Source organism: Luteibacter sp. OK325 (genome assembly GCF_003050935.1).
In the GTDB taxonomy this organism is placed as follows: domain Bacteria; phylum Pseudomonadota; class Gammaproteobacteria; order Xanthomonadales; family Rhodanobacteraceae; genus Luteibacter.
In genome coordinates, this window is sequence record NZ_QAOX01000007.1 from 185,339 (window position 1) to 207,470 (window position 22,132).

Annotated in this window: 21 protein-coding genes; 8 read left to right on the plus strand and 13 right to left on the minus strand. The window is 64.9% G+C overall.

Annotated elements, in window-relative coordinates; all coding sequences use genetic code 11:
* Nucleotides 1–3: 3 nt before the first annotated feature.
* The 13 genes from C8J98_RS15885 to C8J98_RS15945 all read right to left on the minus strand — a co-directional run bounded on the left by C8J98_RS15885 (nucleotide 4) and on the right by C8J98_RS15945 (nucleotide 14,394).
* Complete coding sequence (locus tag C8J98_RS15885) at nucleotides 4–1,236, minus strand: glycosyltransferase (RefSeq protein ID WP_107914161.1); 1,233 nt, start codon at nucleotides 1,234–1,236, stop codon at nucleotides 4–6.
* A 2-nt stretch (nucleotides 1,237–1,238) separates the two neighbouring features.
* Complete coding sequence (wcaK, locus tag C8J98_RS15890; protein ID WP_107914162.1) at nucleotides 1,239–2,471, minus strand: colanic acid biosynthesis pyruvyl transferase WcaK; 1,233 nt, start codon at nucleotides 2,469–2,471, stop codon at nucleotides 1,239–1,241.
* A 41-nt stretch (nucleotides 2,472–2,512) separates the two neighbouring features.
* The gene (locus C8J98_RS15895; RefSeq protein WP_107914163.1) at nucleotides 2,513–4,702 is read right to left on the minus strand and encodes a polysaccharide biosynthesis tyrosine autokinase; all 2,190 of its coding nucleotides are present in this window, start codon (nucleotides 4,700–4,702) and stop codon (nucleotides 2,513–2,515) included.
* A gap of 540 nt (nucleotides 4,703–5,242) precedes the next feature.
* Nucleotides 5,243–5,839, minus strand: coding sequence for a YigZ family protein (locus tag C8J98_RS15900; protein WP_107914164.1), 597 nt, complete (start codon nucleotides 5,837–5,839; stop codon nucleotides 5,243–5,245).
* Nucleotides 5,836–6,633 carry a hypothetical protein gene (locus C8J98_RS15905; protein ID WP_107914165.1) on the minus strand — a complete coding sequence of 266 codons (798 nt, stop codon included), beginning with the start codon at nucleotides 6,631–6,633 and terminating at the stop codon, nucleotides 5,836–5,838. Before C8J98_RS15905 ends, C8J98_RS15900 begins: the two co-directional genes overlap by 4 nt.
* A gap of 1 nt (nucleotide 6,634) precedes the next feature.
* Complete coding sequence (locus tag C8J98_RS15910) at nucleotides 6,635–7,189, minus strand: RNA polymerase sigma factor (RefSeq protein ID WP_107914166.1); 555 nt, start codon at nucleotides 7,187–7,189, stop codon at nucleotides 6,635–6,637.
* A gap of 141 nt (nucleotides 7,190–7,330) precedes the next feature.
* Nucleotides 7,331–9,091 carry a VWA domain-containing protein gene (locus C8J98_RS15915; protein ID WP_107914167.1) on the minus strand — a complete coding sequence of 587 codons (1,761 nt, stop codon included), beginning with the start codon at nucleotides 9,089–9,091 and terminating at the stop codon, nucleotides 7,331–7,333.
* A 63-nt stretch (nucleotides 9,092–9,154) separates the two neighbouring features.
* Complete coding sequence (locus tag C8J98_RS15920; RefSeq protein WP_107914168.1) at nucleotides 9,155–10,645, minus strand: GGDEF domain-containing protein; 1,491 nt, start codon at nucleotides 10,643–10,645, stop codon at nucleotides 9,155–9,157.
* A 107-nt stretch (nucleotides 10,646–10,752) separates the two neighbouring features.
* Nucleotides 10,753–11,427 (minus strand): NAD(P)H-binding protein, encoded by a 675-nt coding sequence (locus C8J98_RS15925; RefSeq protein WP_107914169.1) that lies wholly within the window; start codon nucleotides 11,425–11,427, stop codon nucleotides 10,753–10,755.
* A gap of 10 nt (nucleotides 11,428–11,437) precedes the next feature.
* Nucleotides 11,438–12,298, minus strand: coding sequence for an oxidoreductase (locus C8J98_RS15930; protein WP_107914170.1), 861 nt, complete (start codon nucleotides 12,296–12,298; stop codon nucleotides 11,438–11,440).
* A gap of 63 nt (nucleotides 12,299–12,361) precedes the next feature.
* Nucleotides 12,362–12,937, minus strand: a complete 576-nt coding sequence (locus tag C8J98_RS15935; RefSeq protein ID WP_107914171.1) for a TetR/AcrR family transcriptional regulator — start codon at nucleotides 12,935–12,937, stop codon at nucleotides 12,362–12,364.
* Between the two features lie 174 nt (nucleotides 12,938–13,111).
* Nucleotides 13,112–13,840, minus strand: a complete 729-nt coding sequence (locus tag C8J98_RS15940) for an anti-sigma factor (protein ID WP_107914172.1) — start codon at nucleotides 13,838–13,840, stop codon at nucleotides 13,112–13,114.
* A complete protein-coding gene (locus C8J98_RS15945) occupies nucleotides 13,837–14,394 on the minus strand; it encodes a sigma-70 family RNA polymerase sigma factor (protein WP_107914173.1) in 558 nt (185 codons plus the stop codon). Before C8J98_RS15945 ends, C8J98_RS15940 begins: the two co-directional genes overlap by 4 nt.
* A gap of 142 nt (nucleotides 14,395–14,536) precedes the next feature.
* On the opposite strand from C8J98_RS15945, the gene C8J98_RS15950 reads away from it, so the two are divergent.
* The 8 genes from C8J98_RS15950 to C8J98_RS15985 all read left to right on the plus strand — a co-directional run bounded on the left by C8J98_RS15950 (nucleotide 14,537) and on the right by C8J98_RS15985 (nucleotide 21,999).
* Nucleotides 14,537–15,298: a hypothetical protein gene (locus C8J98_RS15950; RefSeq protein ID WP_107914174.1), complete on the plus strand. Its 762-nt coding sequence runs from the start codon at nucleotides 14,537–14,539 to the stop codon at nucleotides 15,296–15,298.
* 65 nt (nucleotides 15,299–15,363) lie between these two features.
* The gene (locus C8J98_RS15955; protein ID WP_107914175.1) at nucleotides 15,364–16,323 is read left to right on the plus strand and encodes an acyl-CoA desaturase; all 960 of its coding nucleotides are present in this window, start codon (nucleotides 15,364–15,366) and stop codon (nucleotides 16,321–16,323) included.
* Nucleotides 16,317–17,591 carry an FAD-dependent oxidoreductase gene (locus C8J98_RS15960; protein WP_199229936.1) on the plus strand — a complete coding sequence of 425 codons (1,275 nt, stop codon included), beginning with the start codon at nucleotides 16,317–16,319 and terminating at the stop codon, nucleotides 17,589–17,591. The genes C8J98_RS15955 and C8J98_RS15960 overlap by 7 nt, the downstream gene beginning before the upstream one ends.
* Nucleotides 17,588–18,352, plus strand: a complete 765-nt coding sequence (locus C8J98_RS15965; RefSeq protein ID WP_107914177.1) for a DUF1365 domain-containing protein — start codon at nucleotides 17,588–17,590, stop codon at nucleotides 18,350–18,352. The genes C8J98_RS15960 and C8J98_RS15965 overlap by 4 nt, the downstream gene beginning before the upstream one ends.
* Nucleotides 18,349–19,602 (plus strand): cyclopropane-fatty-acyl-phospholipid synthase family protein, encoded by a 1,254-nt coding sequence (locus tag C8J98_RS15970; RefSeq protein WP_107914178.1) that lies wholly within the window; start codon nucleotides 18,349–18,351, stop codon nucleotides 19,600–19,602. Before C8J98_RS15965 ends, C8J98_RS15970 begins: the two co-directional genes overlap by 4 nt.
* Nucleotides 19,599–20,135 carry a DUF2878 domain-containing protein gene (locus tag C8J98_RS15975; protein WP_107914179.1) on the plus strand — a complete coding sequence of 179 codons (537 nt, stop codon included), beginning with the start codon at nucleotides 19,599–19,601 and terminating at the stop codon, nucleotides 20,133–20,135. The genes C8J98_RS15970 and C8J98_RS15975 overlap by 4 nt, the downstream gene beginning before the upstream one ends.
* Nucleotides 20,132–20,920, plus strand: a complete 789-nt coding sequence (locus tag C8J98_RS15980) for a DUF1295 domain-containing protein (protein WP_107914180.1) — start codon at nucleotides 20,132–20,134, stop codon at nucleotides 20,918–20,920. The genes C8J98_RS15975 and C8J98_RS15980 overlap by 4 nt, the downstream gene beginning before the upstream one ends.
* The gene (locus tag C8J98_RS15985) at nucleotides 20,917–21,999 is read left to right on the plus strand and encodes a cyclopropane-fatty-acyl-phospholipid synthase family protein (RefSeq protein ID WP_107914181.1); all 1,083 of its coding nucleotides are present in this window, start codon (nucleotides 20,917–20,919) and stop codon (nucleotides 21,997–21,999) included. The genes C8J98_RS15980 and C8J98_RS15985 overlap by 4 nt, the downstream gene beginning before the upstream one ends.
* Nucleotides 22,000–22,132: the final 133 nt, after the last annotated feature.

Sequence of the window (22,132 nt, forward strand, 5' to 3'; positions counted from 1 at the left end):
CTCCTAGGTCAGCTGGGCGGCGAGCTGGTCGTGCAACCGGCTCTGGTTGAAATGGGTTTCCACGGTGGTGCGGGCACACTGAGCGATCGCGGCGAGGTCGTAGTCGCCGCGCTGGATGCGCGCGAGCTTGTCCGCCAGTGCGTCGACATCGCGCTCGGGTACCAGCCAGCCCGAGCGGCCGTCGTCGATCAGCTCGGGAATACCGCTGTGTACGGTGGACAGGCAGGGCACGCCGCTGGCCATGGCCTCCATCAACGATACCGGGATGCCTTCCTGGTCGCCATCCGCCGCGGTGACGCTGGGCAAGGCGAACACGTCCGCACGCCCGAGCGCGGATTGCACATAGGCCTTGTCGCGTCGACCACGGATGACGATATGCTCGCCGAGCGCCTGTTCGGCGACGAAGCGCTCGAGTCCTGCCTGCAACGGGCCATCACCGATGACCTCCAGCTCGACCAGGATCTGCCGTTGGGCCAGTCGCGCTATGGCCTGGCACAGATAGAGCACACCTTTCTTCTCGACCAGCCGAGCCACGGTGACCACTCGCAGCGTTCTTCCTTGTGCGGGCGCGCCGGCCGTCGGCGGCACGAAGCGGAAGCTGTCCAGATCGACGCCCATGCGGTGTACGTGGATCTTGTCGGGCGCACAGCCGAGCGCTTCGAGCCTGAGCCCCCAGCACGTGCTGATCGGCAGCATGCGTTCCCCGCTGGCAAACAACCGCTGGTAGTCGCCGGCGTGCCGTGCGAGCACGCTGTGTTGAGACAGGTCGTAGCCGTGGAACACCGTGAAGATCGGTCCCTCCAACAAGCCCAGGGCGCGCAGGTTCGCGGCCAGTACGCCGGTCGGCCCGAAGTGGGCGACGATGGCGTGCGCCTTGAGCGGCTGGTTCAGCCGTCGCGCCGCGCCCGCGAGCGCCAGGGTCTTCGCGGAGTGGCCGTAGCGGCGGACGGACAGCGCACGCCGCACCCGGCCCCGGAGCAGGCCGGGCAGCACCTGGCGCAGGCGTTGCAGCAGGATCTGCCGGCCGGTCGATGCACTGGCGGCGTGATCGAAGATGAAGGTGGCGCGATCCATCAAGCCGCGCGTGGCCACCACGTCCCCGGGAGCAGGCACCGGCCCCCGGCTGATCGCCAGGATCCGTACGTCGAAGCCGCGGTCGAGCAGGCCCACGATCTGGTCGATGACGAACGTTTCCGAATACTTGGGAAACTCGGGAAGGACGAACAGGATCGACATGGTCAGGGTCCGATCGCGAGCGTGGCGAGCAGGGACTCCCGCGCGAACGCCTTCTCGCGTGCCACGGCGGCCGCGACCCTGCCGCGCAACGTTTCGTCCTTGAGCAGTTCCAGCACCTTGATGCGCAGGCTGCCATCGAGCAGGGAAGGGACCGGCATGGCCAGATCGTCCGCGCCAAGTCGCTTCATGATGCCCTCGGACTTGTGCTCGTAGTTGATCGCCACCGAAGGAGTGCCGAAGTTCATCGAGATGATCGCGCTGTGCAGGCGCGTCCCGATCGTCAGGACGCAGGCTCCCAGCCGCTGGCCCAGCTCGACATCGTTGAGTTCGTTCATCTCGACATGGAAAGCTTCCGGACGGCGCAGGCGCGCACGTACCTTGAGCGCGATCATGCGGTCGTCCTTGGGATAGCCATCGATCGCGGTGCATGTGGAGAAGGCGGCGATCCGGTAGCCGGCGTCGATCACGGCGTCGAGCAATTCGGCGAAAGCGCTTTCGTACTGTGCCTGGGTCACGCCGAGGCGTTTGTCGAACGGCGCCAGCTCGCGGAATGTCACGGCAACCGTCGGTTGCGCGGTATCGACTGCCACCGGTATCCCTGGATGTACCAGCCACGCTGTATCGGACGTCCAGCAGACCTTGTCCTGTGGGATGGCGCTTTCCCGCATATAGCGCGCGCTCACTTCTTCGCGCAACGCGAGGGCGTCGACCCGTGCCATCACGTCCTGCGATACCTTGCGGAAGAACGCTTGCTCGAAAGGACCCACGCTGTGGCCGATCAGGTACGTCGGCCGTCCCGCCAGCAGGGCACAGCTGGCCTGGTCGTACTGGGTCGCGCCGTAGAGGTCGACAAAGAATGAACCGCCGACCTGGACCACCAGGTCGTATGCCTTCAGCGATTCGATGTACTCGCGATGACGACGCGGAAGACGCAGGAATCGGGTCCACCATCGTCGGCGCAGGTGTCCATGCAGCAACCGCGGCACCAGTCTTCGCAACAGCAGCGAGCGAATCATGCCGAAGCGGTGCCGGGCCGCATTCTGGTAGTAGCCGTTCAGCGTATCGGGCAGCAGCGCGCGGCCGAGCAGGTATTCGGAACTGGTCGGGAAACGACTGGTCACATCGATCCGGCTTCCCGGGAGCGCGTCCTCGAGGCATTCCAGCAGGCCGCGCAGGATGGCGCAGTCACCGCGGTTACCGCAGGTATGATTTCCGACGATCAGGATGCGCGACATAGAGCTCGATTCATGCATTGCCTCGGTACTCATGAGGCGGTTCAGGCCGGGTCGGCTTTGTACTTGTAGTAGGCGTATGTGGAGTAGCCGGACGTGCGGCGTTCCACGGCATTGAAGATCGCACCCTTCAGTTCGACGCCATTCTGTTCGAAGCGCTGTTTTGCCAGGGCCAGTTCGCGCGCCTTGTTCAGGCCAAAGCGGGCGACAAGAAGGCTCGTGCCGGCGTGGTGGCCGATCACGGCCGCGTCGGTCACCGCGAGGATGGGCGGGGTATCGATGATGATCAGGTCGTAAGCCGGCACGATTTCCTGGATGAGCCTGGTGAAGTTCTCATGCATCAGCAACTCGGACGGGTTGGGTGGTACCTGTCCACGGCTGACGAAATCGACGTTCGGCACCGGACCCGCCTGCACGACCTCCGCAAGCTCCGCGCCGCCCACCAGGATGTCGGACAGACCCCGTCCGGCCCTGATGCCCAGGAGCTGGTGCAATGTTCCGCGACGCATGTCGCCATCAAGCAGCAAGACGCGACGTCCGGCTTGCGCGATCACCGTGGCAAGGTTCGCCGAGACGAAGGTCTTGCCGGCGAAGGGGCTGGAGCCCGTGATCATCAGGATGTTGTTCTTTGCCTCGAGACTGGCGAAATGCAGGCTGGTACGCAGGCTGCGAATCGCTTCGATGGCGAGGTCGGCGGGATCGCCAACCGCAAGCACGGGGCCGCGACCGCCGTGACCGTGACGGCTCTTGGTCGAGCGGACGCTCTGGCCGGAGCTCAGTGGGATCGACGCGTACACGGGCAGACCGAGGTCTTCGATCAGCGCGGGGTCTTCGATACCGCGATTGAGGATCTGCTTGAGGAACACGAAGGCCAATGCAAGGAAGCCGCCCAGGAAGGTCGCGATGATGACGATCAGGGCCTTGCGGGGTTGCACGGGTTGGGTCTTGTCCACCGCGGAGGTGTCGACGATGCGGACATTGCCGACCGTGCCGGCACGTGCGATGTCCAGCTGCTGCGCCTGGTTGAGCAGGCTGGTGTAGGTGGTGCTGCTTACCTGCACGTCGCGATTGAGCTTGAGCAGCTGTTGCTGGGTGTCGGGAAGGTCACCGACCTGCTTCTGCATCTGGTCCTTCTGCGACTGCAACTGTCCCATCTGTTGCTGGAGCGCCTTGTACGCCGGGTGATCGTGGGTGAACCGGCGATCGATATCGGCTTCCTGCAGATGTAGCTGCTGCATGTTGTTCTCGACCGCGACGATCTGGTCGAGCAAGCCCTTGGTCTGCATGCTGAGATCGACCGAGTGCGATTTGGTCTGGAACACGTTCATCGCCGCCTGCGCCTTGTCCAGTTCCAGGCGCACCTTGGGCAACTGGTCCTTGACGAATTGCAGCTGGCTGGCCGCCTCGGCGGAATTGCGCTCGACGTTCTGGCGAACGTATGCGGCGGTGATGTGGTCGAGCACGTGCTGCGCGAGATCGGGGTCGGTGTTGTTGTAGGTCAGGCCGATGATGCCCGAATCGCTGCCTTGCTCGAGCGCCACGACGTCGGTCTGCAGGTGGCCGATCGTGGTCAGCGTGGGTTGTACGACGACATCGAAGCGAGTGCCCGGATGAGCCGTGAGCTGTTTTACCTGGATCGTCACGCCCCTGGCACTGACCAGTTCGCCGACTTTTCCATCGAGGATGCGCTTGCCGTCATCGTCGTACAGGCTGAACCTGTGATCGTCCTCGGCGCGCAGTTCCAGTTTTCGCGTGGTTGTCGTATCCGGTAGATCGAGCTTGAAGATGTCCAGTACCTCACCGCCCCATCCATAGCGGCTCAGCCCGAAACGCGTCGGTCCGAGCTGGCCGGGTTTATAGCTACGCGAGAGGTAGTCGCCCAGCACCGGCATGCGCTGCGGTTGCGTCTGGATGTCCAGGTGCAGGTCATCGACCGCCTGACCGATCACCAGGCGCGAGGTGATCAGCGCGATCTCCGTCACCGCCTGTGATGCGGTGGTTCCCAACGATTGGGTCAGATCGCTCAGACCCGGCAGGGTGGGTGTTTTCTGCTCAACCTGCACAACCGCCGTCGCCTGGTACACCGGCGCGGCAAGCAACGTGTACAGCACCCCGACCACAAAGAACGTCCCGGTAATAGCAACGATCATCCACTTGTGGTCGAGCAGTGTGCCGAGTAACGCGTTGAGATCGATGGTGTCGTCGTCATGCGCCTGATCAATCTTCGTCGTCATGCGGCAGCATTTTTCCTGAATATGAATGGACGTCTAAGTGTTTATAACGGGTCCACGATGAATGGGTGGAAAAGCAGGGAAACAGCTTGTTTTTCGCTCCGCTGATGTTGCGCGCAGCCGTACGTCCGCGCTCTTCGAGCACGCAACACGCCACGCATCGTTGAAGATGCGTCAACAAACCATGGGAGGCGGGTGGGAAACACGATGTCCATCGCCTGCATCGATCCGGGGGGTTGGGAATCGATGGCAAGGTCAGCATAGACGGCACGTCGTGCACCTAAAAGCGACGAGGGTCATTTCTGCGACCTGCATCAAGTTAACGATGCATCCATGGCGAGAATGAGGCGGAAAGGTAATCAAAGCGTTATTTTCGACACTGATTTTGTCGACAGGACGCTAATAACTCATTCACTTTTCAGTTAGCTTTGCTGCGTCGCAAGGCCGGTGAAACGCACGCATAGATTGGAAAAAGGCGCAATTTCCACGGATGAGGTGCAAAGTGTGCTGCACCGCGACCACGATCCCGCCGACGAGCAGGCGTCAATCGACCCGGCGTGGCTGGATGCGCCCCCGGCTCAGGTCGATCACCCTCGCCGCGATGGCATCGAGGCGATCGAGAGGGGCCAGGACGGTCAGTTCGGCACCGTCGGCGACGAAGGCTTCCTGCTCGATCGTGCCTTCCATGTCGCGGATTCGCGCAGTGACCAAGGCGAGTTCGGCGAAGTCGCAGTGAATGAACAGGCGGCCCATGGCGACGATCGCCACGCGCGGCGCGAGGCGAAGGCATTCCGCAGCCGTGCCGCCGTAGGCCCGGGCAAGTCCACCGGCACCGAGCTTGATGCCGCCATACCAGCGCGTGACGACGACGACCACGCGATCACAGCCCTGGCCATCGATGGCTTGCAGTATCGGCCGCCCGGCCGTTCCGCCGGGCTCGCCATCGTCGTTGAAACGGTAGGCGTCGCCGACGCGGTAGGCCCAGCAATTGTGCGTGGCTGTCACATCACCCACGGTGTCGACGAAGGCGAGCGCCTCGGCGGTGCTGCCGACTGGAGTGGCCTGGGCGAGGAAACGGCTCTTGCGAATGTCTTCCTCGTGCCGCCATGGCGACGCGAGGGTTTCAAGCGACGCGCTCAATGATTCAGGTCGCGCAGGTCTTGGGGCAGGTCGTAGTGCGGATAGCGTCGACGCAGGTCGTTCAGTTCACGCAGGGCCTGTGCGCGATTGCCGCTGCCCAGGAGGCGACGGATTTCCCCGACACGGTCGTCCGGACCGAGGTTGCCGGGGACGATCGCGTCGGTCGCTATCTTGGCTGCGATGTTCTCGCGAAGCATGCCTGACGGGGCCGGTGCGGCCGCCTCGTATTGCTGCGGCGACGGGGCGGGAGCGGAGGTTACCTGCGCTGAGACACTGGGGGCGGTGCGGTATGCCTGTGCCCGCTGCGCGGGCTTCGCCGCTGAAGCGGCTCCCACATTCGCCGCTGGAGCGGCTCCTACATTCGGTGCTGGAGCGGCTCCTACATAGGCAGGAGACGTCTTGCGCAGGTCTCGTGTGGGAGCCGCTTCAGCGGCGATGCTTTCCACTGTGCGAGGCGCGCGCATGTCCGCCGCGGCAGGCATGGCAGCGGAAGGTGCTGTTGGGGCCGGTACGACAGGGGGCGGTACCGAAGCTGTCGGGAGCGCGGAAGGTGCCGGCTGCAGCTCGCGCACCTGCCAGGCGACACCGACGGCGAGCACCAGCACGGCCGCCGAGGCCAGTGCGACGGGCCAGCGGGGACGGCGGCTCACCTGTACCGCGCGCGTGGCCTCGGCGAGCACCGCCGCGTCGAGGGACGCGTCTGGCTCGACCTTCGGCAGGCGTGCGTACAGCGCGGCGAGCTCGCGCTCGTCGGGCAGGTCGTCGTCGCTGGTCGGGGGCGTGGTCTGGGTCATGTCATTCGGCAACGAGTTCGCGGATCCGGGTCATGGCGTAGCGAAGCCTCGATTTTGCGGTTTCGCGTCCTACGCCGGTCACGGCGGCGATGTCCTCCAGGGAAAGTTCGTTCTCCATGCGCAGCACGAAGGTGGTGCGCTGTTCGTCGGGCAGGCTCTCGATCGCGCGCTGCATGCGTCGACGTAGTTCGAAGTCCGACAGTGCGTGTTCGGGTTGATCGCGTTCGGGCGCGGCCTGCGCGGCGAACGCGGCTTCGGTCTCCTCGGCACCCGCCTGAGGACGTTGTTTGCGGAAGCTGTCGATGGCCAGGTTATGGGCGATCTGCAGCAGCCACGTGCTGAACTTCGCCTCGACACGATACCGCTGACGGGCCGCGATCACACGGCTCCAGGTTTCCTGGAAGAGCTCATCGGCGACGGCGCGATCCTTCACTGTCTTCATCAGGAACCGGTAAAGCGGGCCCTTGTGGCGTGCATAGAGCTCGGTGAAGGCAGCCGCGTCCCCGCCCGCCCAGGCGAGCATCAGTCCGCCATCGTCGGCCAGGGGTGCATCCATGGCGGGGGAGGTTAAGGCATTCAATGGGGTTTGGGCGATGGGCAGGGTCGTGATTCCATTGATCGCCGATGAATCGGCTCCTACACAGAGCAAGCCGGCCTGTTCCTGTAGGAGCCGATTCATCGGCGAAGGGTGCTCGCCTCAACGAATGAACGCACCAGCCACAGGCTGCTCAGTCTGCATCCCCCCAGCCAGGGCGGCCAACCTCGCCATACCCGCACGATAGCCACCCTCGTCCTTCCCAACGGACCCGCGTGCCAACGTCGTGACTTGGTCGTAACCAAAGCCGTCGATATACTTCCCACCGCGCAGGTTCTCGGCGAAGGCTGCCACCGCGGCAGCGAAGCGCAGGCGTTCGCTGGGCGCCGCGGCCGCGCGTGCCGACAGTGGCTCTTCGATCAGCTTGCTCGCGCCACCGTCGGGTGCCTTGTAGCGGAGGCGAAGGAAGGCCAGCTCGCCGCCTTTGGATGCTGCCGCGTCACTGCCGTAACGAAGCGGATCGATTCGTGCGCCCGGTGCGCCCTTGAGCGTGATCTCGTAGAGGGCGGTGACATTCGCGCCGGCACCGATCTCACCGGCGTCGACCGCGTCGTTGTTGAAGTCCTCACGAGCCAGCACACGTTTCTCGTAGCCGATCAGGCGGTATTCGGCGACCACGCCCGGATTGAACTCGACCTGGATCTTCACATCCTTCGCGATCGTCATCAGCGTTGCCGACATCTCGTCGACCAGGACGCGCCTGCCTTCGTCGAGGCTGTCGATGTAATGATGGCTGCCGTTGCCGACGTCGGCCAGTTCAACGGCCATCTCGTCGTTGTAGTTACCTTCGCCGAAGCCGAGCGTGGTCAGCGCAACACCGCTCTTGCGCTTCTCGACGATACGATCCTTGAGTGCCTGCACGCCGGTCATGCCGACGTTGAAGTCGCCATCGGTCGCGAGGATCACTCGATTCACGCCACCCTTGATGTAACCCTTCGCCGCCTGCGCATAGGCCAGATCGATGCCCGCCGCGCCGTTGGTGGAACCGCCGGCGCCCAGCGCGTCGATAGCCGCGGTGATGGTTGCGTGCTGGTCACCGGGCGTCGATGGCAACGCAACGCAGGTCGCGCCCGCATAGGTCACCAGTGAAACGCGGTCCTGCGCGCGAAGCTTCGGCACGACCTGTTTCAGCGACGCCTTCAGCAAGGGCAGCTTGTCTGGCTCATCCATCGACCCGGACACATCGACGAGGAAGACCAGGTTGGCGGCGGGAATGTCGCTGGCCGGCACCTTGTAGCCCTGGATGCCCACCATCAACAGCTGGCGGCTGGGATTCCACGGTGCGGGTGCGAGTTCGGTGGTCACGCTGAAGGGGCGCGAGCGATCGGTCGGCGGTGCATAGCCGTAGTCGAAGTAGTTGATGAACTCCTCGGTGCGCACCGCATCGGCGGGCGGCAGGCGTCCTTCATTGAGCATGTGGCGCACGTTGGTATACGAGCCGGTGTCCACGTCGATACTGAAGGTCGAGACCGGGTCGTTGGTGGCAAGGTGTACCGCGTTGGCATCGCGGTGCTTGTAGTTGTCACGGTCCATCGGCTGCGCTGGCATCGTCGCGACGATCATGCCCCCCATCGACGCCGGCGAACGCTGCACTTTGGCCATCATCGGCGCGGCCGGCGCCGGTGCCGCTGTGGCTCTCAGGGCGTCGGCTTCGGCAACGGGCATCGCCATCGGCATCGGCATCGGCAGGGGGCGCCCGGGCGCGTAGCCACGCACGGCCCGCTCGCAGGAAGCGTCGTTGGGTACCGGTAACGCTGGCTCAGGCGCCACACGCGGGCGGGGCAAGCCGTTGGAAGCGGCGCTTCCCGCGGCGGCAACCAGGCCGGCGAACAGCAGGGGTAGGGTGATGCGTAGCGTATTCATCGTGCGTGGCCTCGTGGGGGACATGCAGATGAAACGTGGCCCTGGCGAAAAGGGGTTAAACGATCAGGCGCGCGAGGGCTCGAGGCGCGCGTCGCCGAGGGCGCCGATGCGGTTACGCCCGGCGTTCTTCGCGCGGTAGAGCGCGCGGTCGGCGGCATTGAGCAGGTCCAGCGGGCCGCCGTTGGCATTGGCCAGGAGCGTCGCCACGCCGATCGTGATGGTCAACACGCCGCACGGACTCAGGGGATGCACGATGCCTTGCGCTTCGACTTGTGCACGGAGGTCTTCGGCCAGCGCCACCGCTTCGGGCAGGCGCGTGCCCGGAGCGATCACCGCGAATTCCTCGCCGCCGAAGCGGGCGATGAAGTCGCCGGCACGCAGGCCGCGTCCGGAGAGTACCGAGGCCAGGGCGCGCAGGCAGTCGTCGCCGGCGAGATGGCCGTAGCGGTCGTTGTATTCCTTGAAGAAGTCCACGTCGATCATCAGCAAGGCGATCGGCTCGCGCTGCGCGGGCCGGTGCCATTCACGCAGGAGGCGTTCGTCCAGTGCGCGGCGGTTGGCCAGCCCGGTCATGCTGTCGATGAACACCAGTCCCTGAAGCTCATCGCGGCTGCGCGAGAGGCGGTACTCCTCCTCGACCAGGTCGACCTGGGCCAGCGTCCCGCGCAGGCCGATACCGATGACCGCGGCGATGGCGCCACAGATACCCAGCGACGGATACACCGGGATCACCATCAGACCAAAACCCAGCACGCTCATGGCCAGGAAGGTGGGACTCGCGCTCTGCACGAAGCGAATCAGGTACACCGGCGGGTGCCAGTGACGCTGGGGCTGGCGGGTCATGGTGACGACGAACAGTGAAAGGAAAGGCAGGTCGAGCAGGACGTCCCACGATGAGCTGCCGAAGTCGGGATGACCGTTGAGGGCAACGTAGTGGTTGTACGAGAAGCCGGAAATCGCATAGACGACGAAGAACGCCATCACCCCGCGGAAGAACGCGTGATCGTCCGCCCGGTCGGTGGCGACGAAACGCAGCAAGGCGGCCACCGCCAGGCATACGTTCTCGAAGTCGAGCATGTAAGCGACGTCGACCGCCTGCTGTCGACCGATCGCACCTTCCACGGTCACGATGGAGAACGTGCGCAGGTAGAACAACACGCCGAGCAGACCGGCCAGCACAAGGTCGATCGACAGCGCCCATTTCTTTCGCGCAGCGACGGGCGCGGAGGAAACAGCGACCAGTACCGGCAACACGTACAGGATGTAGAAGAACATGCTGTCGCCGGGCGCGGGGTTGGAATTGTCGAGCACGTAGTTCTGTCGTGCCGACAGCGACATGCCGATCGTCCACAGCCCGAGGCTCGCCAGCAGCAACCACCAGCGGTGGTCGCGCGGCGTGCCCGAGCGCAACCACGATCGCCACGTACCGATCATCGCCAGCGCGGCAACCGAAAAGAAAAAGGTGTAAGAGATCGCCATGCCAGTCGCCGGCAGGAGTGCCAGCGCGACCGCGTGGGCCGCGACGATGGCCGCCGCGGCGATGAATGCTTTCATGGCGTGCCTCCCCCGACCTGCAACGCACTCATCATATCGGCCGGAGAGGCAGGAAGTTGAGGGCAACCCTTCAAATTTTACGTTTCGCAGAACGACAAATGTGAAGGTCAGTTGGCCCGCCGCGCCACCTCCTCGATGTCCCGGGTTTCGAGAACGGTCTTCGGGTAACCGTGCCGCGCCAACTCGAGCAGGGCACGTCCGACTGTCTCGGTCGTCGCCACCGCATGGGGCATGAGCGCGCGGAACAGGGGAAACAGCGGGGCCATCAGCGGGTAGAGCATCCGGTACGCCCGCGTGCGCGAACGGGCTCCGTGCATGGGCCGGATGGCTCCCGGCCGGATCGCATGCACGCGTTTGAACGGAAGTCGCGCGAGGGTGTTTTCGGTTCGCCCGCGCACACGAGCCCACATGATTTTGCCGGATTCGCTGCTATCGGCACCCGCCCCGGAGACATACACGAAGGACATCGCCGGATTCAGGCGGGCGAGGGTAGACGCCGCCGCGAGGGTCATGTCGTAGGTGAGATGCGTGTAGGTTGCTTCGTCCATGCGGAACGAGGTCACGCCGATGCAGAAGAAGCAGGCGTCGAAGCCACCGAGCCGGTCTTCGACGGCACGGTAGTCGAAGAGGTCGGCCTGGACCAGGTCTTTCAGCTTCGGGTGGCTGGCACCACTGGGCGTGCGCCCGATCGCGACGACCTCGTCGACATCGGGGGCGAGCAGGCACTCGCGAAGCACGCCCTGGCCCACCATGCCGGTGGCGCCGAACAGCAGGATCCTCATGCGGGTGTCCTCAGTAGGCCGGGAAGGCGGGAAGGGCGGCGGCGCCGACGTCGGTCGCGCGGCTGATCTCGACCCAGCGCTGGTCGGTTTCACGGCGCGCCTGCTCGGCGGCGCCCGCGTAAGCCACCGCGTCGCTGCCCAGGAGGAGTCGTACGGGTGGACGCGGATGCGCGGCAAGGCGGAGCACCACCTCGGCAACACGAACCGGGTCGCCTGCCTCGTTGCCGGCGTAGCTGGAAAGCATGTCGCGAAGCGGGCCCACGCTGCTTTCGTAGTCGGCCAGCAAAGTTGGCACGTCGGCGCCTGCACGACGAACCCAGTCGGTGCGCATGCCGCCGGGCTCGATCGCCGTGACGTGCACGCCCAGCGCACCGAGTTCGGTCGCGAGCACTTCGGAAAGACCGCCCACCGCCCACTTTGCAGCCTGATAGGCCGACATGCCGGGCATTCCGATGCGGCCACCGACGGAGGAGACATTGATGACACGGCCGCTACGGCGCTCGCGCATCGGACCGACGGCGGCGCGCGTGAGGTTCACCACGCCGAACAGGTTGGTCTCGATCTGTGCACGATAGTCAGCCGATGACATCTGCTCGAACGGGGCGAGCTGACCGTAGCCAGCGTTGTTGACGAGCACGTCGAGCTGGCCGAATGCTTCCAGGGCGACCCGCACGGCTTTGATGCACGCAGCCTCGTCCGTGACATCGAGCGGGGTGACGCGGAGGGTGTCCGGGTAGCGCGCGACCAGATCGTCGAGCACCTCGACGCGCCGTGCCGTGGCGACGACACGATGGCCGGCGGCAAGTGCCGCCTGGGCGATATCGCGACCGAGACCAGCGCCGCTTCCTGAAATGAGCCAGACCTGTGACATGAAAAATCCTCGCTATAGTGAGTGAGTACACACTCGGTTATGTGGGTAAAAAAAGGGCGTGCTTCAGGCGGACCCGATGGCTCGCCAGATGGCCTCGAAACCGGCCCGACGGTAAACACCCGCCTCGGCGGCGTTCTTCGCCATGAACTGCATCGTGGTTTCGGCGATGGCGGTGATGATCCCCGCCATGAAGCCAATGGGTTGCCCCTGGCTGAGCACGCCGGCGGCGATGCCGTCGTCGAACAAGCCCGCGATGTCGCCGAAGACACGTTCGCCCTCGACGCGGGTAGCCGGAGTGATGCGCTCGGACACCATCAGCTGCGCCATGGCCGCGCGCAGGGCAGGCTGCTCCATACCCCAGTCGAGGTAACGATTCCATACGTGCTCGAAGCGCTCGATGATCGGGGCGCGCGAGGGGTAACCGTCGACCATGGCTTCGCGAAGGCTGCTCTTCGCACTCAGGTAGAGTTCGTTGAGCAGCAGGTCCTTGTCGGCGAAGTAGGTGAAGATCGAGCCCTCGGCCACGCCAGCCAGCTTCGCGATGAGCGAGGTCGGCGCACCCACGCCACGCTCGGCCACGGCCTGGGCTGCGGCGGCAAGGATGGCGTTGCGTTTTTCTTCGCTCTTGAGGCGGGCCATGGGGTTCTGATAATAGGTGAGTGCTCACTCATTATTGGGCACTCCGGGAGCCATTGCAAGATCCCAATCCCCTGCAGGAGCCGATTCATCGGCGATCCCGCGGCAGCGGGCAAGGTCATGGCAAGCACCCTATCGCCGATGAATCGGCTCCCACAAGGGCGGGGTGCCGCACGATCACGCGGCGCGGATGGCGCCCTTGGCGATGACCGGGCCGGTCGGTTGGCCGGTGGGCGAGCCGCCGAGCGGTTCCAGCGACACGGCGAGTGCCGCAGTCGGGCCGAGGCGATCGAGGAGGGCCTTGTCGAGATGGAAGCGCTTGGGATCGCCGGGCGGGAAGACGCCGACCGAGATGGGGGCGCCGCCGGCGGGAATAAGCCATAGCTCGGTATTGCGATCGGCAGCGACGGCGGCGGGGCTGGCCGGAACGACGAGCAGTTCGGAGCGGTCGATGTCCATGGTGGCGGTCCAGCCGGCGACGCCGTTCTCACCGGCGATGGTCGAGACCATGAGGACGGAAGTGTGCGCCGCGCTGGGCGGCGCCACGGGACGGGTCATGGTGATCACAAGCAGGCAGGCGGCAAGCGCCGTGGCACCCACACCGATCCAGCGCCAAAGACCGAGGCTGTCCCAGACGCTCTCGCGTCCCTTGGAAGACGATGGCGCGGCAGCATCGAAGGCGAGACGACGACGGATGCCGGCCCAGACATGCGCGGGCGGCTCGACGTCGGTGATTTCCATGGCGAGCGGCGTGAAGTGACGCTGCCACAGCGCGACCGCCGCGGCGGCTTCGGCGTTTGTCTCGACCTCCCGCGCCACCGCGGCTCGCGCGTCGGCGTCGAGCAGGCCGAGCGCGTACTCGGCGTAGCGCAGGTTGTCCTTGTCCGATTCGAAAGTGCTGTTCATGGATTGAGGCACGCCCTGAGCTGCAGGAGACCGCGGCGAATCCAGCTTTTCATGGTGCCAAGGGGCACCTTTGCGCGTTCCGCCAACTCGTTATACGTCGCGCCGCCGAAAAAGGCTTCACGGATGGAGCGACGTTGCTGGGCTTCCAGTTCGCCCAGGCAAGCCTGCAAATGGCGGTACTCCTCGTCGCTCTCGGCGCCGTGCGCGGGACCGGGGCCATCGTCGACAAGGGTTTCCCAATCCACCTCGACCGGGCGCAGGTCGGGGCGCTGGCGAAGGCGGTCGATGGCTTTGTTACGGGCGACGGTCACCAGCCAGGTGATGGCGCTGGAGAGCTTCGCGTCGAAGCTGCGGGCACGCTTCCACACCGTGACGAAGGCTTCCTGGAGGACTTCCTCGGCCTCGTCGCGATCGCCCATCAACCGCACGCAGACGCCGAACAAGCGCGATGAGGTGCGCCGGTACAGCTCCTCGAAGGCGCGCTGGTCTTCGTCAGCGGTACGTTGCAACAGTCGATTCAGCTCGTCGCGCTCGGCGGGGCTGGTGGCTGACATGCGTGGGATCCTTATTCGGGCCGGCGGTCGCTCGATGCGGGCCGATCTATAACATGACCTTGGTCGGCACGGCGCGACGCGCATCCGTTCTTCACATACTCTCGTATCCACTGTCCGGCATTCCCGTCGAGGACGAGTACCCGTGAGGCTTCTTTCATCTGCCCCGATCGTCCCCTTTGCTGCTGCCGCGTGCCTCGCCAGCGGCATCGCGCCTGCCGCCACCGAGCGTTTCGTCGGCGACGCCTATGCGCCGGATAACGGCCAGCTGCTCTATCGCGAAGTCCATACGGTGGGCCCCGAGCGACAGGTGGTGCAGTACCAGTGTCCCGATGGCAAGGCGTTCGCGCGCAAGGTACTGGAGGGCGGCGACAAGGTGATCGGGCCGGACTTCAGTTTCGTCGACGCGCGTAACGGCTATGCCGAAGGAGTGCGCTCGCAGGGTGGTGCCCGCAGCGTTTACGCCAAGCGTGGCGCAGCCCCCGAAGTGGTCAAGCCACTGCCGGAGAAGAAGGACGGCGTGATCGACGCCGGTTTCGACGTGTACGTACGCACTCACTGGGACGCCGTCGGCAAGCGTGGCGACGGTATTCCTTTCCTCTTGCCCGGACGCTTTGCCTACTACGACGTGCGGCTGGTCGACGGCCAGACGAGCGGCGGCGTGCGACGCATGACGATGAGACTCGACGCCTGGTACGCCTTCGCGGCACCCACGGTGGTGCTCAGCTACACCATGGCCGATCGCACGCTTCGTCGCTTCGAGGGCATGGGCTCGATCCGCGGCGAGAACGGCAAGCTGCGCCCCGTGCGCATCGAGTTCCCGCCCGACAAACGTGAAGGCAATGTAGCCGACGCCGCCGTGGATGAGGCGCTGGCCACGAAGCTGGACGGTCGCTGCACCATCTAGGCCATGTTCGTGCATCCGTGAGGCGTCCGACCCCGTATAGGTAAGGGAACGCCACGGGAGTCCGCATGAACGTCCGCCCCAATGCCTCGTCCGATACACCGCCGGGGGCACTTCGCGTCGGTACCGTACGCCGGTGGTTCGACACCTCCACCGCCGCGCCGGCCGACGACGCGAAGGGCGACCGTGTCGACTGGCTCCGGGCCTCGCCCTTCGTCGCCATGCACCTGGCATGCATCGGCGCGTTCTGGACCGGCGTGTCGCCGGTGGCGATCGGAGTCACGGTGACGCTCTATGCGGTGAGGATGTTTGCCCTGACGGCTTTCTACCACCGCTACTTTTCGCACCGCACGTTCCGTACCTCTCGTGCGGTGCAGTTCTTCTTTGCCGTGATCGGCGCGAGCTGCGTGCAGCGTGGACCCCTGTGGTGGGCCGCGCATCATCGTCATCATCACCGGCATACCGACACGCCGCTCGATCCGCATTCGCCGGGCGTCCATGGCTTCCTCTGGAGTCACGTGGGCTGGTTCCTCACCCCGAATGGCTTCCGCACCGAGGTCGAGCGTGTGCCGGACCTGGCCAAGTATCCAGAGCTGCGTTGGCTGGATCGTTACGATACGGCCATCCCGGTGCTGCTGGCGGTGGCCTTGTTCGGCCTGGGCAAGCTTCTCCAGCATGCGGCGCCGGGCCTTGGCACGACGGGCTGGCAGATGCTGGTGTGGGGCTTCTTCATTTCCACCACCGTGCTGTTCCACGCCACCGTGACGATCAATTCGCTGGCACACCGTTTCGGCCGCCGTCGATTCGACACGAACGACGATAGCCGCAATAACGTCTGGCTTGCGCTGCTGACCTTCGGCGAAGGTTGGCATAACAACCATCACTTCTTCCCCGGAACCGTGCGGCAGGGCTTCCGCTGGTGGGAAATCGACGTGACCTGGTACGGCCTCCGCCTGATGTCGTGGCTGGGTCTGGTGCATGACCTCAAGCCGATTCCGGCCTGGGTCGCGGCCAGGGCGAGGTGCTGAGCATGCGCGTTGCCGTCATCGGTTCGGGCATCGCCGGGCTCGCTTCTGCCTGGTTGCTGTCGCGAAGGCACGCAGTAACCCTGTTCGAAGCCAACGACTATCCCGGTGGGCATACGCATACGCACGATATCCATCTCGACGGCCGCCAGTACACGGTCGACACGGGATTCATCGTGCACAACCGTGCGCATTACCCGTTGCTGTCGGCCTTGTTCGATGAACTCGGCGTGGCGACCCAGCCGACCACCATGAGCTTCTCGGTACGCAACCAGGCCAGCGGCCTCGAATACAACGCGGCCACCCTGGACACGCTGTTCTGCCAGCGCCGTAACCTGCTGTCGCCACGTTTCCTGGGCATGATTCGCGACCTGATGCGCTTCTACCGCGAGGCCCCGGCCTTGCTGGACGAGGCAAGCCAGGATTCCACCCTCGGCGAATACCTGGCGCATGGCGGCTATGGCGCGGCATTTCGCGACGAGCACCTCGTGCCGATGGCCTCGGCGCTCTGGTCGTCGCCGCCGACCGCGGTGCTCGGCTTCCCCGCGCGCTACCTCGTGCAGTTCATGGCCAACCACCAGATGCTCAGCCTGTCCGGTCGACCGGAATGGCGCGTGGTAAGCGGTGGGTCGCGCCACTACATCGATGCGATGCGCGCCCGTTGGTCGGTGCACGAACGCCTGAACACGCCGGTCGTCGCGGTGCGGCGTCATCACGACACCGTGGATGTGGTCACGCACGCTGGTACCGAGCCTTTCGACGACGTGGTGCTCGCCTGCCACAGTGACCAGTCCCTGGCACTGCTGACCGATGCCGACGCAGCCGAACGCTCCATTCTCGGCGCGATGACGTACCAGACCAATGACACCGTGCTGCATACCGACGCGTCCTTGCTGCCACGTTCGCGTAAGGCATGGGCGGCATGGAACGCATTCATTCCAGCCGATCCTGGCGATGCCTGCACGGTCAGTTACTGCATGAACCTGCTGCAGGGATTCACCTCGCCCGATCCCTTCGTCGTCACCCTCAACCGCAGCCACGCCATCGACCCGCGGCGGGTCCTTCGCCGCATGAGTTACGAGCACCCGGTGTACACGCGCGAATCCGTCGCCGCGCAGATGCGCAAGACCGAGATCCAGGGGCGTCGCCGCGTGTGGTTCGCCGGGGCGTACTGGGGCTGGGGATTCCATGAGGACGGCATGCGCAGCGCTGTCGAACTGGCACGAGACTTCGAGGGCGTCGTGGCCACGCGTACGCCGGCGTTGGCATGAGCGATCGCTTCGCCAGCGCCGTCTACGAAGGCATCGTGACGCATCATCGTCACGCGCCGCGCGAGCACGCTTTCAGCTACCGCATGGCCCAGCTCTATCTGGACCTGGACGAGATTGACCAGGTCTTCGCTGATCGTTGGCTGTGGTCGGCGAAGGGGCGCAGCTTTGCCGAGTTCCGGCGAGCCGACTACCTCGGTGCGCCGGACCTGCCGTTAGTCGAGGCTGTTCGCGAACGCGTGAAAGCTTCGCTTGGCTATCGGCCGGTCGGCCCCGTACGCGTGCTCACGCACCTGCGCTACGCGGGTGTCGTGTTCAATCCGGTGACGTTCTATTACTGCTTCAAAGCGGATGGCATCACGCTCGACTGCGTGGTCGCCGAGATCACCAACACGCCGTGGCGTGAACGACATAGTTATGTGCTTCGCGTGGACGACAGTGCCGAAGGGCATGTCATCGACGCATCCTTCCCCAAAGCCTTCCACGTGTCGCCGTTCATGCCCATGGATCGCGCGTATCGATGGCGCTTCACCTGTCCGGATAAGCAGCTCCGCGTGCACATGGACGTGCTCCGCGAGGGCGTGCGTGAGTTCGACGCGCACCTGTCGCTTCACCGCCGCGAGCTCACCGGTGCCTCGCTGGCGCGTGTCCTATGGCGCTACCCGTTGATGACGGCGAAGGTCGTCGGATCGATTCATTTCGAAGCGCTTCGGCTCTGGCTCAAGCGCAACCCCATTCACGACCACCCGACGAGAAACCCATGAACGCCATCGTTCGCAACGAAGACGCTGTGCCGGCCTCGCGAGGCCTGCGCTTTCTCCGCCGCCTGTTGCTGGCGCGGATGGAAGGGATGCGTCACGGCCGCCTGGTGATCGACGATCCATTGGGACGTGTCACGCTGGGCCAGTCGATGGACATTCCAACGGACCTGGTCGTGCATGTGCGGGTGGACGACCTTGCGTTCTACCGGGCGGTCGCCGCCAATGGCAGCGTCGGTGCGGGCGAGGCCTTCATGGATGGGCTTTGGCGCTGTGACGATCTGGTTGGACTGATTCGTCTGCTGGTGCGTAACCGCGATCGCCTCGACAGCATGGAATCGGGACTGGCGAGGCTCGGCGGTCTTGCCATGAAGAGCTGGCATGCGCTGCGCCGGAACACGCGTGAAGGCAGCCGTCGCAACATTGCCGCTCATTACGACCTGGGCAACGATTTCTTCGGTCTCTTCCTCTCGCCGGACCTGATGTATTCGTCGGCTTTCTGGGAAGGTGACGACGACACGCTGGAAATGGCCTCGACGCGCAAGCTCGACCGTGTCTGCCAGTGGCTGGACCTGAAACCCGGTGACCGGGTGATCGAGATCGGCACCGGCTGGGGCGGATTCGCGGTGCATGCCGCCCGGTACTACGGCTGCCACGTGACCACCACGACCATCTCCCGTGAACAGCACGCGCTTGCCGCCATGCATGTGGAGGAAGCCGGCATAGGTGATCGCGTCAGCCTGTTGCTCGAGGACTATCGCGACCTGACCGGCACCTACGACAAGCTGGTGTCGATCGAGATGATCGAGGCCATCGGTGCAAGCTACCTCGACGTGTATTTCGCCAAGCTCGGCAGCCTGCTGCGGCCAGGGGGCAGGGCGCTGGTGCAGGCGATCACCATCGAAGACCACCGTTATGCCCAGGCGCTGGCCTCGGTCGACTTCATCAAGCGCCACGTCTTCCCGGGCAGCTTCATTCCGTCGATCCACGCGATGCTTGCGGCGAAGACACGCGTCACGGACCTCGCGCTGATTCGTCTTCACGACTTCGGACTCTCATATGCGCGCACGCTCGAAGCATGGCGCGAGCGGTTCCTCGCCGGCCTGGGGCAGGTGCGGGAGCAGGGCTTTGACGAGCGCTTCATCCGTTCGTGGGAGTTCTACATGGCGTATTGCGAGGGCGGTTTCCGCGAACGATCGATCGGGGTGTCGCACCTGTTGATGGAGAAGCCGCTGCACGGGAGTACGACGGGATGATGGCTGCGTGGGCCAGTTTCATTGGCTATGAAGTGGTCTGGTTCGTCGCGGTGGTCTTCGCTGGTCGTGGCGAGCCGTGGCCGGGGGTGATCGCCGCGGTGCTGTTCGTGGGCTGGCAGCTCGGGGTTTTGCCGCATCGTCGGGCCGCCTTGCAGGTGCTGGTGATCGCCGTCCTGTGCGGCGTCGTCATCGACGGTCTCGTGCATGGCCTGCATCTGGCCGACTACGCGGCGGCCGCACCGGCGCTGCCGACCGGCGGCGCGCCCTTGTGGATTCTCTGTCTCTGGGCCTGTTTCTCGTTGACGCTGGGCGGACCATTGCGAGCCCTGGGTACGCGCCCCTTGCTCGCCGTGGTGCTCGGCGGCATCGGTGGCCCGCTCGCGTATGCGGGAGCCGCGCACGGCTGGGAAGCGCTGACGTTTCGCGCCCCGGAATGGCAGGCGCTCGCTTTGCTTGGCATCGGCTGGGGCGTGGCGATGCCCTTGCTCGCGGCGCTGACCCATCGGTGGTCCATGACGAGGGCGACGGCATGAGCACGACGAACACCTTGCTGGTGATCTGGCTGGCCGCCGCCTGGTTGATGACGGCGGGATGGGCCTGGCAACGGCGCAAGAAGAACGCAGGCATCGTCGATGTGCTCTGGTCGACCGGTGTCGGCGGTGCGGCGGTGCTGGCGGGCTTGATCGGCTCAGGTGCGCTGGGGACGCGTTTCGCGGTGGCGATACTCGGTGGCCTTTGGGGTGTTCGCCTGGCATGGCACCTGTGGCGTCGCGTGGCCGGTGAAGCGGAAGACGGCCGCTATCGCGCCCTTCGCGAACACTGGCGCGGCAGCCAGACAAAGTTCTTCGGTTTCTTCCAGTTCCAGGCTTTCCTCGTCGGTGTTTTCGCCGTGCCATTTCTGGCAGTGGCTGCGAATCCGAACGCATCGTTCTCCGCCATCGTGGCGGCCGTCGTGATCTGGCTTGTCAGCGTCGGCGGTGAATCCATCGCGGATCGACAACTGGCCGACTTTCGCGCCGCCCCCGCTAACCAGGGTAAAACGTGCCGCGCCGGGCTGTGGCGTTACTCGCGCCACCCGAATTACTTCTTCGAGTGGTTGCACTGGTTCGCCTACGTGGTACTGGCGATCGGTTCGCCGCTGTGGTGGCTGGCCTGGAGCGGTCCGGTGGTGATGTTCCTGTTCCTGCGCTTCGTCAGTGGCGTGCCTTACACCGAGACGCAAGCGTTGCGCTCGCGCGGCGACGAATACCGTCGCTACCAACGCGACACCCCGATGTTCTTTCCGTGGTTTCCGAAACATGAGAGCGATAACGCATGAACACCGCCGTCCGTCCCGCTGCATATGCCCGTGAAGATCGCGCCGCGTCCGGCTTGCTCGGCCTCGCGGAGCGTGGGCTTGTCCCCGATATCCTGCTGCGTGCCGGTATTCGACGGCTGTGCGCCAAACGGCTTGCGGACGAGGAGGCCGGCGGACTCGCGGCCGTGGCGGCTCGGTATCAGAAGCGCATCGAAGGGCTGAAGCAGAGCGAGGTCGCCATTCACACGGACGCCGCGAACGGCCAGCACTACGAGCTGCCGGCACGCTTCTTCGAACTGTGCCTTGGCCCGCGTCTGAAGTATTCGGGTTGCTACTACACAACTGGAGCCGAGTCGCTGGCCGATGCAGAGGAGGCGATGCTGTCGCTTTACGGCGCACGTGCCGAGCTGGCCGACGACCAGTCGATTCTCGAGCTGGGCTGCGGGTGGGGCTCGCTCACCTTGTGGATGGCCCAGCGCTATCCGCGTTCGCGCATCACGGCCGTCTCCAATTCGGGTAGCCAGCGTCGCCACATCGAGGCCAGTTGCACGGCGCGTGGCATCCACAATGTCAACGTGATCACCGCGGATGCGAACACGCTCGAACTGGGTGCCAGCCAGTTCGACCGCTGCGTATCGGTGGAGATGTTCGAGCACATGCGCAACTACGAAACCCTCCTCTCGCGCATTAGCCTGTGGTTGCGCCCGGGCGGCAAGCTCTTCGTCCATATTTTTGCCCACCGGACCCTGATGTACCCGTTCGAGACAGAAGGCAAGGACGACTGGATGGGCCAGCATTTCTTCACCGGCGGCCTGATGCCGGCCTCGGATACCCTGCTCTGGTTCCAGAACGACCTGACCATCGAGCGCCGCTGGCATGTGGACGGCACGCACTATCAGCGCACGGCCAATCACTGGCTGGCGAACCAGGATCTGGCCCGTGAGGAAATCATGAAAGTGCTGAAGGGGACGTACGGCGACGCGGCGGGGCTCTGGTTCCAGCGCTGGCGGATGTTCTGGATGGCCTGTGCCGGGTTGTTCGGTTACGCAGACGGGCAGGAATGGCTCGTGGCCCACTACCGCTTCGTCAAACCGCGCTAGGGCGCGGCCTGCGCGGCATGCGGGGTTAAGACAAGGCGGTCACAAACGTCCAATCCGGCCAGCTTTGCCTGCAGGTAATGTCACCTATTCCGGATTGTCGCCTTGGAAACGACGACCGGTGGTCGCACGATGT

Excerpts from the sequence above, each read along its gene's own strand:
- C8J98_RS15885 (WP_107914161.1), bottom strand. The coding sequence starts at position 1,236 with ATGTCGATCCTGTTCGTCCTTCCCGAGTTTCCCAAGTATTCGGAAACG.
- wcaK (WP_107914162.1), bottom strand. The coding sequence starts at position 2,471 with ATGTCGCGCATCCTGATCGTCGGAAATCATACCTGCGGTAACCGCGGT.
- C8J98_RS15895 (WP_107914163.1), bottom strand. The coding sequence starts at position 4,702 with ATGACGACGAAGATTGATCAGGCGCATGACGACGACACCATCGATCTC.
- C8J98_RS15905 (WP_107914165.1), bottom strand. The coding sequence starts at position 6,633 with ATGACCCAGACCACGCCCCCGACCAGCGACGACGACCTGCCCGACGAG.
- C8J98_RS15910 (WP_107914166.1), bottom strand. The coding sequence starts at position 7,189 with ATGGATGCACCCCTGGCCGACGATGGCGGACTGATGCTCGCCTGGGCG.
- C8J98_RS15915 (WP_107914167.1), bottom strand. The coding sequence starts at position 9,091 with ATGAATACGCTACGCATCACCCTACCCCTGCTGTTCGCCGGCCTGGTT.
- C8J98_RS15920 (WP_107914168.1), bottom strand. The coding sequence starts at position 10,645 with ATGAAAGCATTCATCGCCGCGGCGGCCATCGTCGCGGCCCACGCGGTC.
- C8J98_RS15925 (WP_107914169.1), bottom strand. The coding sequence starts at position 11,427 with ATGAGGATCCTGCTGTTCGGCGCCACCGGCATGGTGGGCCAGGGCGTG.
- C8J98_RS15930 (WP_107914170.1), bottom strand. The coding sequence starts at position 12,298 with ATGTCACAGGTCTGGCTCATTTCAGGAAGCGGCGCTGGTCTCGGTCGC.
- C8J98_RS15935 (WP_107914171.1), bottom strand. The coding sequence starts at position 12,937 with ATGGCCCGCCTCAAGAGCGAAGAAAAACGCAACGCCATCCTTGCCGCC.
- C8J98_RS15940 (WP_107914172.1), bottom strand. The coding sequence starts at position 13,840 with ATGAACAGCACTTTCGAATCGGACAAGGACAACCTGCGCTACGCCGAG.
- C8J98_RS15945 (WP_107914173.1), bottom strand. The coding sequence starts at position 14,394 with ATGTCAGCCACCAGCCCCGCCGAGCGCGACGAGCTGAATCGACTGTTG.
- C8J98_RS15955 (WP_107914175.1), top strand. The coding sequence starts at position 15,364 with ATGAACGTCCGCCCCAATGCCTCGTCCGATACACCGCCGGGGGCACTT.
- C8J98_RS15965 (WP_107914177.1), top strand. The coding sequence starts at position 17,588 with ATGAGCGATCGCTTCGCCAGCGCCGTCTACGAAGGCATCGTGACGCAT.
- C8J98_RS15970 (WP_107914178.1), top strand. The coding sequence starts at position 18,349 with ATGAACGCCATCGTTCGCAACGAAGACGCTGTGCCGGCCTCGCGAGGC.
- C8J98_RS15975 (WP_107914179.1), top strand. The coding sequence starts at position 19,599 with ATGATGGCTGCGTGGGCCAGTTTCATTGGCTATGAAGTGGTCTGGTTC.
- C8J98_RS15980 (WP_107914180.1), top strand. The coding sequence starts at position 20,132 with ATGAGCACGACGAACACCTTGCTGGTGATCTGGCTGGCCGCCGCCTGG.
- C8J98_RS15985 (WP_107914181.1), top strand. The coding sequence starts at position 20,917 with ATGAACACCGCCGTCCGTCCCGCTGCATATGCCCGTGAAGATCGCGCC.